Below are 11,325 nucleotides of genomic sequence, written 5' to 3'. Positions count from 1 at the left end.
GAAAATCAAATAATCACTATAAAGATCAAGCATATCCATTTAATTCCCTCCCTAAAATTAAGGGCGGAATTCTAATGCTTTTTAGTCAAACTACAAGTTTATGTGCGTAACATGAGTGAGTGAGAGGGTTATTCATCTCTGTTATTGAAGCTCGGGCCCGCTTAAGCGACTCATTAACTTGTTGTAGTGCGGCCTCGACAATAGCTCGTTCACGAGTTTGAACATGATTTTCTAGAAAATCCATCATAATAAATACCAAATGATCAAACAAAGAGCACTTATTGTACCTTAAATGACAATAGGGAACAATAAAAAATCAACAGTAATAATTAAAATGCTATACCGCTAGGCAAACTCATAGTCCAGTACGACTACAGAATCTAAACCCTCTTCTAACATCGGAAGCAATACTTCGCTCGCAATGCGTTGATGCTCAGCATGCGCCAAATAGGCATCTCTTCCTTCTGCATGTTCGAAAGTCATTACAAAAGCATGGGTATATCCTTTATTTAACTGCTCCGGACTTAAGTTTTTTCCAAAGGTGAATCCTTTCATGGATGGGATTTCATTCTTTAAATTAGAGAGCTGATTTAACGCGGCCTCAATATCAGCCTCGGAATGTTGAGGTTTAAACTGTAAAATAACGATATGATTAATCATAGCATACTCCCTATAGGCTTGTTTTTAAGAGCCCATCATAACATTAATGCTTTAATTATCATCTATTAGTTTTTTAGGGTTGCAATGCAGTTGACTTCAATTAATAACTCAGGAAGAGCTAAAGCGACAACACCTACTGAGGTGCTCGTGTAAGAAGATACCGGCAGACACGCTTTCCGAGTGGCGAAATAAATAGGGCCATTTTTTTCTATGTCTACTAGATAAGAAGTCATAGCCACAATAAACTCTAAGCCAGAGTTAGCGGCACGCAAAGCGTAATCAATATTTTTAAACACTTGTTTGGTTTGAGTTTCAATATCTTGACTCACCACCTTGCCTTCTTTATCTTGACCAGCTTGGCCTGTGACAAAAATCAAGCCATTATAGCGAACACATTGAGTAAAACCATATTGTTCATAAGAAAGGAGCTCAGGTACCGCAATCACCTCTTTTTGCATGTTCGTTCCTTATTTAAAACTGTTGAGTTATAAATTCAGGTATCCGTTGATCCAGCCAATAAATCGGTGAACCAATCATGGAGCCCCCCACAAAGCCAACATGTCCACCTTTCTTGCTCAACTCTAAAGTAACCAGAGAGGCAAGTTCTTCATCTTTGGGTAAAATGTCAGCAGTCATAAAAGGATCATCCTCAGCTTGGAGAATCAAGGTGGGGACTTGAATATGACGAAGAAATTGTCTTGAACTGCATTCTCGATAATAATGATGGGCGCTATTAAAGCCATATAGAGGAGCAGTTACTTCATTATCAAAGGTCCAAAAGCACGTACAGTCTTTGGCTTTTTTAAAAGGTTCTGGAGCATTTTTAAAATAAGCATTGCGTTCGGCAAAAAAAGTTTTTAACTCGCCTAATAGATGGCGTTGGTATAACCTAGAAAAACCTTCATTCACTCGATCTGCTACCTTTTTTAATTCAAAAGGAACGGATACCGCAATGGCTGCATCGATCGAGCGAATGTGCTTTTCTCCAAGCCATTTTAATAAGACATTTCCCCCTAGAGATACGCCGACTACCGCTTTTTTAGTATGAGGCTCACGCTGATTTAGTAGGTTCACAAAAAAATCTAAATCTGCGGTGTCGCCAGAATGATAAGCACGTGGCAGCCGATTGTATTCTTTTCCCGCCCCACGAAAATGCATGAGTACCGCCCGCCAGCCTTGTTTATTGAAAGCGTTCATAAAACGGGCAACATAGCTTGATTGAAGCCCTCCCCCTAGGCCGTGTAAAATGATGACTAAGGGAGAATCAGGAGCTAAATTATTCGTACTCCAGGCCAAATCAATAAAATCACCATCAGGTAAATCAAGCTTTTCTGTTTTATCGATAGTTGGTATCAATGGATGATGCATTGATGAATAAATAGTTTGCGCATGGGCATTAGATAGCCACCATGCGGGTTTAAATTCACTCTCAATAATCATAAGTCACCTCACGTGATATTGCGGACTCAACTCCTGTAACGCATCAACCATCACCGCGACATTTTCTGGCGGAACATCAGGGGTTATACCATGACCCAAGTTGAAAATGTGCCCTGAGCCCTGGCCATAGGCAGCCAAAACATTTGCCACTTCTCGCCTTATCGCATCTGAGGACCCAAGTAAAACAGCAGGATCTAAATTACCTTGCAAAGCGACTTTTGAGCCTACTCGTTGCCGCGCAGTATGTAAGTCACAAGTCCAATCTAGTCCTAAAGCATCGCACCCAGTATCCGCCATTTGTTCTAACCACTGCCCTCCGCCTTTAGTAAATAAAATAACTGGAATATCAGGGTTAAAACTTTTTACATGTTGTACTATTTCTTGCATATAGGACAAGGACAATCGCTGATAATTGCTCGGCGTTAAAATTCCACCCCAAGTATCAAAAATCATTACTGCATTTACTCCAGCCTTTATTTGCTCAACAAGGTAAGCAGAGGCAGAAAGGGCTAGAGTATTCAACAACTTATGTATTGCTTTATCTTCAGTATAGACCATTCTTAAAATATGTTTAAAATCTCTGCTGCTTTGCCCCTCTACCATGTAACACGCTAAAGTCCAAGGGCTGCCCGAAAAACCAATTAAGGGCAAATTTTGCGGCATTTCCTGGCGGATTAACTGAACAGCATTCATCACATAAGCTAAATCATCAGTCATTTGGGGGACAAGCAAGCGCTCAATGGCGTGTATATCACGAATGGGCTGGTGAAAACGCGGACCTTCGCCTTCCGCAAAATACAAGCCCAACCCCATTGCATCAGGTATAGTTAAAATATCAGAAAATAAGATAGCCGCATCCAAAGCATAACGCCGTAAAGGCTGTAAAGTAACTTCACAAGCTAACTCAGGATTAGAGCAAAGACTTAAAAAATCCCCTGCTTTCTCGCGAGTTTTACGATATTCCGGTAAGTATCTCCCGGCTTGACGCATAATCCAAACTGGAGTCCTATCTACAGGTTGTTGTCTTAGAGCACGCAAAAAACGAGAATTAGTTAAATCAGTCATAAATAATCTCAAAACGCTTTAAAAACTGGTATAGTACCATACTTGTTTTAAGCCCCCTAATGAGGAAAATGATGGACGCTCTTATAATTCAAGGTCTTAGTGTACACACCCAAATTGGTGTCTATGCATGGGAGCAAAAAATTAAGCAACAGCTGTTGATTGATATCCATATACCCTCCGATTTCAAGAGGTGCAAAGATGAACTTAGTGATACTTTAGATTATGATGATTTGTGTAAAAAGGTTACCCTTTTTGTAGAATCTAAATCTTTTCAATTAATTGAATACCTCGCTAACTCGGTAGCTCAGCTCGTTAAAGTAGAATTTGGGGTTGAACAGGTTAATGTTTCAGTTACCAAACCTCATGCTGTTAAAAATGCAGGAATGATAAAGGTGAGCGTTACCCGGTAAAAGTAGGAATAAAGCTAGAGCTTACTACCCGCAAATTAAAGAGTTTCCTTATCAAAAAATTTAGTTACAAGTCTTGAATTTTATCGAAGCTCCCATATCTATGTGATTACCACAACATATTTAAGGAGACAGCATGAATACATTAAAAAGAACAATGCCCATGTACCCTGATATGGGCAATTTACTCAATGATTTTTTTAATCTTCAAAAACAGGATGATTCGTCCTATATTGAAACCGGCACATGGTCGCCTTTAGTTGATATAAAAGAAGAAAAAGACTGCTTTTTAGTTATTGCTGATATTCCTGGTGTCAAAAAAGAAGATATTAGCATATCCCTAGAACAGCATGTCCTTACCTTAAAAGGCGAGCGGGAATTTGAAAAAACCGAAACCCACCAAGGTTATACGCGCAGAGAACGGACCCAGGGGCAATTTTATCGTCGGTTCAGCCTTCCTCAAACTGCGGATGATGGTAAAATTACCGCACGCTATAGCCATGGGGTCTTGGAAATTAAAATTCCTAAAAAAGAAGCTGCGACTGAGAAAAAAATAGAAATCAGTGTAGAATAATAATCACTGAAGGCCTCTGTGGAGGCCTTCTTTATATAACCCATTCAGCTAGTCCAGGCAAATAATTTTTAAGCAATAGGTATGGATTAATAGCCTATGCACAGAGTTATCCACAGAATTTGGGGATAACATAGGTTACTGCAAGCGCATCCCTTAGGTATTCCTCTCCTGAAAAAATGAATTCCCACAAGGTAGAGCTTTAGAGGTATAACTGAAAAATAAAGATGAGCGGGACTTCTTAAAGAATTTCAAATCTATTATAGAACTATTTGCTTTATCTTTTGTATTTTCTTTGAGCTACCTACTATAGTTATAAGAGAAGAGTTCTTACTGTTGCCTTATCGAAATTTTATTCATTATTCAAAAAAATTGCAGATAAAAGATACGAATATACTATAAGGAAAACGATTATGTTAAAGAAAAGTCTTTTTGTTAGCTTAGGTATTTTATCCACTATGGGAAATGCGGGCACTTGCCCCGCAACCCAAGTTCCAATTTCGCAATGCCCCCAATTATCGCCCTCTGCGGCCTACTGTGCTAGCTATTATTATCCTGATGGAAAGGACTTCCATGTATGTTCTTTTAATCCAACGTCAAATAAATGTGTGGACAGCAGTACAACTTGTACGCCTGCTTCTTAATTATCACAAGCTATTTAAATCTTGATGCACACCTCAATTGTATTAGAACCGAGCAATTAAGGAGTACAGAATTTAATAATGAAATGGTTGGTCTGAAGAACAACTACACTTGGGGATTGCGCATGATTCGATTTTATAAATATTAAGTGCTACGGATCATCCCATTTAAACGCTCCGTCTTTGCAAGTATAACTTGTGCTTTCTGCGCTAAAGCACGATTAGGATAAGGTCCAATAACCACACGAAACCAGTTACCTTGATTGGGTGTTGAGACGGGGACAACGCTCACTTCAAAACCCTTAAGAATTAATAATCCTTTCATATGTTCAGCATCATTGCGCGCTTTAAATGAGGCAACTTGTACCACAAAATTCGCGCCCCGAGATGGCGCAACAGGTTTGGCCGTGGTTACTTGAACTGCTTTTGGTTGAGCGCTTATCGCTTGATTAGATTGGCTCACCGCAACGCGTGTTGTTGCTGTAGAGGAAACCGATGCTGTTATGGGGCGGGCGGACTGCGGTGTGGCAGAAGCAACAGCGCTATTTGCAGCAGCAGCTGTAACCTGGTGGGGATTGGTTATTGTGGCCGTCGTTCCATGCGTAGTCCCAGCTTGATTCGCTCCTACTCCTTTTTCATTAGCTAATAAAGTATAAAATTCAAATTTTTGTTTAGGCGGAATTTGTTCTTTAGGTTTTGCTTGGGCAATGACTTGTTGAGGCTCATGATTTTCTAATACTTGGGTGGTCATCCAGCGGCTTAATGTTTCAATATCAAAAATGGAAGCAGTGAAATAGCCTAAGACAAAGGTAACCACCATGACTAATACCTGCTGAGGCAAACTATTGCCTCGTCGCGATGCTCTTCTACTTCCAGATTCTCTTGCCATTACATACTCTCAGGAGCTGAAACACCTAATAACTCTAAACCGTTACTAAGAACTTGACGCACGGCCTCAAGTAAACATAAACGAGCATAGCGCAACTCTTCTTGCTCGCATAATAATTGGACTGCATTATAATAGCTATGCAAACCGTTGGCGAGTTCTCTTAAGTAGTAGGCCAAATAATGTGGTTCGCAGGTAGTTGCTGCAGCTTCGATAACTTCGGAATAACGACATAATAAAGAAATTAATGCAAGCTCATGCTGTTGCTCTAAAAGATTAACATTATCAAGGCCTATGGCCTTGTCCCAAGAAAGATCTCGTTCTTTTAATTGCCGCAAAACACTACAAATGCGTGCGTGAGCATATTGGATATAATAAACGGGATTATCATTCGACTCAGATTTCGCTAAATCTAAATCAAAATCCATATGTTGCTCAGGCTTACGGGCTGCATAAAAGAATCGTGCAGCATCATTACCTACTTCCTCACGTAATTCTCTTAAAGTAACAAATGAACCACTTCGGGTAGACATTTGTACCCGCTCACCACCACGGTAAAGGATAGCAAACTGGACTAACAAAACATCTAAAGCACTTTGATCATGCCCTAGCGCCGTTACCGCTGAGCGTACTCGAGTCACATAACCGTGATGATCGGCACCAAAAATATCAATAACTCGATCATAGCCCCGATCATATTTATTCCAATGATAAGCCACATCAGAAGCAAAATAGGTTGTCTGACCATTAGCACGTACTAAAACACGATCTTTTTCATCACCAAAATCAGTCGCTTTAAACCACAGTGCTCCTTCTTTTTCAAAGGTATGGCCCCCATCTTTCAAAGCTTGAATCCCTTTTTCAATAGAGCCATTTTCAAATAAAGATTGTTCCGAAAACCAATTTTCAAAATGAACACCAAACTCGGCTAAATCCTCTTTAATATCAGTCAGCACAGTATCTAAGGCGTGGCGATGAAATAAGGCAAAGCCATTTTTCCCCAATAACGCATTGGCTTTATTAATCATTGCATCAATATAGAGCTCTTTATCGCCGCCTTGAATCTCATCAGGAGGTAAGTCCGTTACTACCGAAGACCAAGGATGAACATAAGCTTTGTTATGCTCAGCCCATAAATGCTGGGCAATTTCATAAACATAATCGCCTTTATAAGCATTGACTGGAAATACTACAGGCTCACTTGCTAATTCTAAATAACGTAACCAGACGCTCACGGCTAAGATATTCATTTGCCGGCCAGCATCGTTGACATAATATTCAGAATCAACGTTATAACCCGCTGCTCTTAAAACATTGGCTAAAGTTGCACCAAAGGCAGCGCCACGACCATGACCTACGTGCAAAGGACCTGTGGGGTTGGCAGAAACAAATTCAATTAAAACTTTTTGCCCGTTACCTAAGGCGCTTCGGCCAAACTCTTTTTCTTTAGATAAGACTTCAGAGATAACTAAAGCGCGAGCGCTCGGTCGAATGAAAAAATTAATAAAGCCCGCACCAGCAATCTCAACTTTATCAATAAAAGTATTAGATCCCAGGCCTTGAATCAGTAATTCAGCAATTTTACGCGGCGCTTGACGGCAAGGTTTTGCTAAAATTAAAGCTAAATTACTGGCATAGTCGCCATGGCTTGAATCTTTAGCATTATCAACCCTCACTTCTACATCCAAGTCAGCAGGTATCTCCCCTGATTGTTGTAGTGAAATTAATGCCTGTTTTAAAAGAAGTTCAATAGTTTGTTTCATACTACTTATTAGCTCAATAGAAAATAGCTCCTATTATGCTCTTTTTCATACCATTTTTAAAGCTGATTATTATATCCCTTCAATCTCCTCGTAAGATTTATAGATATAACCATCCTGAGATAATAAAACGGCCAAAGGGCGAGTTGTATCAAAATGCGCGAAAATAATCATCATCATCACCGTAATTGGAACCGATAAAAACATCCCTAAAATACCCCAAATATAGCCCCATAATGCTAAGGCAAAGAGGATAACGAGGGTACTTAAATTTAAAGACTTGCCCAATAAACGCGGTTCTAAAAAATTACCCACAATAAATTGAATAGCAACAATACCTGAGGTAATTTCTATGAAAGGCCACCAACTTTCGAATTGAATTAAGGCTAAAGCAACAGGAAAAGCTGTAGCCACCATTGCACCAATATTCGGTATATAAGTCAAAAAGAAAATTAATAAAGCCCAAAATTCAGCAAAATCCAGATGCACCCATTTCATGATGATCCAACTTGCAATAGAGGTACCCAAACCCAACAGAGTCTTAATCCCTAAATAGGTTTGCGTATCTTTGGTAATATGGTTAATAATATTTTTCACCAGTCTTCGATGTTCTGCTTGCGAGAAGAAAGCATCTAATTTCTGCTCAAAATAATGTTGTTCAACAAAGAGAAATACTACATATAAAGAAATTAACACCGCTGAACTGGTCAGGGTGGAAAATACGCCATAAACGCTAAGGGCAATATTTTGCAAATTGACATCCTTAAACGTAGAATCAAAATCTGTTAGACCTTTGATGTGGAATCGAGCGTCCAGCTTATTAAACATAGCCGATAAATTTTCTTGATATTTAGGGGCTGCGGCAATAACATCGGCAACATTATTAGTAATAATATCAATCAAAACTTTGCAAAAAATACCTACCAGACATAAAGACAAAATCATGCTTACCCATCCTGGTAATTGAGTCCCAAGCTTTGGGATTTTTTTCATTCCATTATTAATAGTGTTCAGCAGATGCCAAAAAAAGATAGCCATCACTAAGGGAATTAAGAGGCCGCGGCCAATGATTAATAGATAACCAATGATCCATACTATGACCAAAGCAGATGCAAAAGTAATTACTCGATTCATGCCACCAACTCCAATGCTTAATGTATACTCGTCAACGAGGTTACTTTCCTGATATTATTAGAATTATAAAATTACTACATAAATCAACCGCGATATGAGTCCTATAAATGCATCATACCCTGCTGTCTAACTCTTGTGAATCCTTAACAGGTGTTGGACCAGCACTTGCTGCAAAATTAATGAAATGCGGTCTACATACAATACAAGATCTGCTTTTTCACTTACCTTACCGCTATCAAGACAGAACAAGGATCACCCCCATACACGATTTAAGACCTAACGATTGGGCTGTTATTGCTGGCCGAGTTTGCAAGACGGAAGTGAAGTACGGTAAAAGGATGATGCTCTATTGCTATGTAGAAGATGCGACAGGAATTATTAAATTACGTTTTTTTCATTTTAATAAACAACAAATAGCTGCGCTAAATAACAGCCATGGAATTCATGTATTTGGTGAAATACGTGAATTTAATAATCTCTTTGAAATGATCCATCCTGAATACCAAATTTTAAAAGAAAATGAGCCTTTTCAGGTACAAGAAACCTTAACACCAATTTACCCTCTAACCCAAGGTTTAACTCAAACTCGTTTACGTCAAATAATTAACAGTGCATTAAGTTATTCTACTAAAGAATTACATGAGTTGGAGTGGATGACTGAAGAGTGCTTGAAGCATTATGGGTTTTGTAATTTAATTGAAGCCATCCACTTATTGCATAATCCACCACCTGATGTCTCAATTCAATCCTTAGAAACAGGTTCACATCCCGCATTTAAACGCTTAGTTTTTGATGAGTTACTAGCCCAGAGATTAAGTATGCATTATGCAAGAAAGAAGCGTAATCAACTTTGCGCACCTTCTTTTCCCGTAGAAAACAAGCTTCACCAGGAGTTTTTAGATGCCTTGCCGTTTTCGCTGACTAATGCGCAACGTAGAGTGGTGGAAGAAATTGCTAATGACTTAAAGCAAAACAAACCCATGCTACGCTTGGTACAAGGGGATGTCGGTGCAGGAAAAACCGTGGTCGCAGCCCTTGCAGCACTTCAAGCAATAGCTCATGGTTACCAAGTAGCCTTCATGGCTCCTACCGATTTATTAAGCGAACAACATGCCAATAATTTAACTTATTGGTTAGATCCCTTAAATATTAAGGTTTGCAGACTTAGCGGTAAAATGAAAACAAGTGAAAGAAAAGCGACGCTTGCTGCATTAAAAGAAAACAGCTGTCAATTAATTATCGGTACGCATGCCTTATTCCAAGACGAAGTGAATTTTGCCCATTTAGGCTTGATTATTATTGATGAACAACATCGATTTGGTGTGGAACAGCGCCTTCTTTTGCAACAAAAGGGGCAAATGGCCCAACAAACACCGCATCAACTCCTGATGACCGCTACTCCCATACCCCGCACTTTATCCATGTCTCATTTCGCCCACCTTGATCTTTCTATTATTGATGAATTACCACCAGGAAGAACCCCAATAACTACTGCTGTTATAAATCAGGATAAACGCGAGTTAATTATTGAACGGTTGCAAGCTGCAATTGCTGAAGGGAAACAGGCTTATTGGGTATGTACTCTCATCGAGGAGTCGGAAAAATTGCAATGCATGGCCGCAATTGATACAGCGCAAACACTTCAAGAGCAATTGATTGGGGCTCGAGTGGGTTTAGTGCATGGCCGCATGAAAGCGCTCGAAAAAGAAGCCACCATGGCAGCCTTCAAAAATGGCGAACTTGATCTACTGGTTGCCACTACGGTTATTGAAGTAGGTGTGGATGTTCCTAATGCCAGCCTAATGATTATAGAAAACGCAGAACGCCTTGGACTATCACAATTACACCAATTAAGAGGTCGTGTCGGTCGCGGCACCGCCCAGTCCCACTGTCTGTTGATCTATCAAGCACCCTTATCGCAGACAAGTACTGAACGCTTAAAAATTATGCGTTCAACCAATGATGGCTTTATTATTTCTGAAAAAGATTTAGAGCTTCGCGGAGCCGGTGAAGTGTTGGGGACCAAACAAACGGGATATAAGCAATTTAAACTAGCCGAATTACCACGCGACAAAGAGTTATTAACCTTACTCGCTCCTATTTCTAAACAACTAGTGCAGGAAAATCCACAATTAGCTCATACGATAACCCAACGTTGGCTTGGCAATTTCGAGCATTTTTTACAAGGTTAAAAATTATTTAACATTTGTTAAAGTCAAGACTGTTTTTTATTTTTTTCTTTGTTATGATACTGCAGTTTACTCTTCAAGCCACTATTCACAGCCCTGTGGATAACTTATCCCCTCTTAAATTTTTTTTGCTAATCAATTAAATTTCCTTCGTCTTGCAACCCTTTATTAATAAGGCTGATTTAATTTTTAGCTTAGGCTTTAGAATTTATTTTTAGTCGCTGTCGCGAAATGATTTATTGAATTGGAGCTATTGAAATTTCAGGGATTTTCTGATTAGATATCACACATAAGATAACACGATTATTATTGTATTTTCAATTAAATGCAGTACGTTTTTAAAGTAGCACATTATAGGGATTGCTGATGCAAAGAATTGACTATCAATTAAATAGCACCAAAGGATTGCTCATGGCTGCCAAAGATTGGAGTATGACCAGCAACCAGCAACCAGCAATCAGCAATCAGCACTAGATTTTCCCTTATTTTCATTTTGCTCCATTATATTTTACTGTGTTTCTTTCCTTTGTTCAGGGCTTTGCTTCATCTCTTTGCTTTACTTAAATCCTATG

General features: G+C 39.3%; 12 protein-coding genes. 4 read left to right on the top strand and 8 right to left on the bottom strand.

Going from position 1 to position 11,325, the window contains the following annotated elements; translation table 11 throughout:
* Window positions 1-85: 85 nt before the first annotated feature.
* From ELY15_RS16130 to hemE, 5 genes are all read right to left on the bottom strand, one after another.
* Window positions 86-247, bottom strand: a complete 162-nt coding sequence (locus tag ELY15_RS16130; protein ID WP_158617446.1) for a hypothetical protein — start codon at window positions 245-247, stop codon at window positions 86-88.
* Between the two features lie 98 nt (window positions 248-345).
* The gene (locus ELY15_RS10140) at window positions 346-660 is read right to left on the bottom strand and encodes a Dabb family protein (protein WP_127099621.1); all 315 of its coding nucleotides are present in this window, start codon (window positions 658-660) and stop codon (window positions 346-348) included.
* Between the two features lie 65 nt (window positions 661-725).
* Window positions 726-1,118: a RidA family protein gene (locus ELY15_RS10135; RefSeq protein ID WP_127099619.1), complete on the bottom strand. Its 393-nt coding sequence runs from the start codon at window positions 1,116-1,118 to the stop codon at window positions 726-728.
* A gap of 13 nt (window positions 1,119-1,131) precedes the next feature.
* On the bottom strand, window positions 1,132-2,100 hold the full coding sequence (locus tag ELY15_RS10130; RefSeq protein ID WP_127099617.1) for a hydrolase: 969 nt from the start codon (window positions 2,098-2,100) through the stop codon (window positions 1,132-1,134).
* 3 nt (window positions 2,101-2,103) lie between these two features.
* Complete coding sequence (gene hemE, locus ELY15_RS10125) at window positions 2,104-3,165, bottom strand: uroporphyrinogen decarboxylase (RefSeq protein ID WP_127099615.1); 1,062 nt, start codon at window positions 3,163-3,165, stop codon at window positions 2,104-2,106.
* Between the two features lie 71 nt (window positions 3,166-3,236).
* On the opposite strand from hemE, the gene folB reads away from it, so the two are divergent.
* The 3 genes from folB (at window position 3,237) to ELY15_RS10110 (ending at window position 4,787) form a co-directional block, all read left to right on the top strand.
* Window positions 3,237-3,575: a dihydroneopterin aldolase gene (gene folB, locus ELY15_RS10120; protein ID WP_127099613.1), complete on the top strand. Its 339-nt coding sequence runs from the start codon at window positions 3,237-3,239 to the stop codon at window positions 3,573-3,575.
* A 133-nt stretch (window positions 3,576-3,708) separates the two neighbouring features.
* Window positions 3,709-4,146, top strand: a complete 438-nt coding sequence (locus ELY15_RS10115) for an Hsp20/alpha crystallin family protein (protein ID WP_127099611.1) — start codon at window positions 3,709-3,711, stop codon at window positions 4,144-4,146.
* A 410-nt stretch (window positions 4,147-4,556) separates the two neighbouring features.
* A complete protein-coding gene (locus tag ELY15_RS10110) occupies window positions 4,557-4,787 on the top strand; it encodes a hypothetical protein (protein WP_127099609.1) in 231 nt (76 codons plus the stop codon).
* A 142-nt stretch (window positions 4,788-4,929) separates the two neighbouring features.
* Here the strand turns inward: ELY15_RS10110 and ELY15_RS10105 are convergent, their stop codons facing one another.
* The 3 genes from ELY15_RS10105 to ELY15_RS10095 all read right to left on the bottom strand — a co-directional run bounded on the left by ELY15_RS10105 (window position 4,930) and on the right by ELY15_RS10095 (window position 8,564).
* Window positions 4,930-5,673 carry an SPOR domain-containing protein gene (locus ELY15_RS10105; RefSeq protein ID WP_127099607.1) on the bottom strand — a complete coding sequence of 248 codons (744 nt, stop codon included), beginning with the start codon at window positions 5,671-5,673 and terminating at the stop codon, window positions 4,930-4,932.
* Window positions 5,673-7,433, bottom strand: coding sequence for an arginine--tRNA ligase (gene argS, locus ELY15_RS10100; RefSeq protein ID WP_199744205.1), 1,761 nt, complete (start codon window positions 7,431-7,433; stop codon window positions 5,673-5,675). The genes ELY15_RS10105 and argS overlap by 1 nt, the downstream gene beginning before the upstream one ends.
* A 69-nt stretch (window positions 7,434-7,502) precedes the next feature.
* Window positions 7,503-8,564, bottom strand: coding sequence for an AI-2E family transporter (locus ELY15_RS10095; protein WP_127099603.1), 1,062 nt, complete (start codon window positions 8,562-8,564; stop codon window positions 7,503-7,505).
* Window positions 8,565-8,683: 119 nt separating this feature from the next.
* Here ELY15_RS10095 and recG point away from each other — a divergent pair, with 119 nt between their 5' ends.
* Window positions 8,684-10,756 carry an ATP-dependent DNA helicase RecG gene (gene recG, locus ELY15_RS10090; RefSeq protein WP_127099623.1) on the top strand — a complete coding sequence of 691 codons (2,073 nt, stop codon included), beginning with the start codon at window positions 8,684-8,686 and terminating at the stop codon, window positions 10,754-10,756.
* The last annotated feature ends 569 nt before the right edge of the window (window positions 10,757-11,325 follow it).

Origin of the sequence: Legionella sp. km772, from assembly GCF_003989735.1 — a bacterium.
Lineage (GTDB): Bacteria > Pseudomonadota > Gammaproteobacteria > Legionellales > Legionellaceae > Legionella.
The sequence above is the reverse complement of the archived record's forward strand: the minus strand, read 5'-3'. Positions and strand labels throughout refer to the sequence as shown.

Bases quoted from the DNA above. Each gene is read 5' to 3' on its own strand.
- ELY15_RS16130 (WP_158617446.1), bottom strand. From the start codon at position 247: ATGATGGATTTTCTAGAAAATCATGTTCAAACTCGTGAACGAGCTATT.
- ELY15_RS10140 (WP_127099621.1), bottom strand. From the start codon at position 660: ATGATTAATCATATCGTTATTTTACAGTTTAAACCTCAACATTCCGAG.
- ELY15_RS10135 (WP_127099619.1), bottom strand. From the start codon at position 1,118: ATGCAAAAAGAGGTGATTGCGGTACCTGAGCTCCTTTCTTATGAACAA.
- ELY15_RS10130 (WP_127099617.1), bottom strand. From the start codon at position 2,100: ATGATTATTGAGAGTGAATTTAAACCCGCATGGTGGCTATCTAATGCC.
- hemE (WP_127099615.1), bottom strand. From the start codon at position 3,165: ATGACTGATTTAACTAATTCTCGTTTTTTGCGTGCTCTAAGACAACAA.
- folB (WP_127099613.1), top strand. From the start codon at position 3,237: ATGGACGCTCTTATAATTCAAGGTCTTAGTGTACACACCCAAATTGGT.
- ELY15_RS10115 (WP_127099611.1), top strand. From the start codon at position 3,709: ATGAATACATTAAAAAGAACAATGCCCATGTACCCTGATATGGGCAAT.
- ELY15_RS10110 (WP_127099609.1), top strand. From the start codon at position 4,557: ATGTTAAAGAAAAGTCTTTTTGTTAGCTTAGGTATTTTATCCACTATG.
- ELY15_RS10105 (WP_127099607.1), bottom strand. From the start codon at position 5,673: ATGGCAAGAGAATCTGGAAGTAGAAGAGCATCGCGACGAGGCAATAGT.
- argS (WP_199744205.1), bottom strand. From the start codon at position 7,433: ATGAAACAAACTATTGAACTTCTTTTAAAACAGGCATTAATTTCACTA.
- ELY15_RS10095 (WP_127099603.1), bottom strand. From the start codon at position 8,564: ATGAATCGAGTAATTACTTTTGCATCTGCTTTGGTCATAGTATGGATC.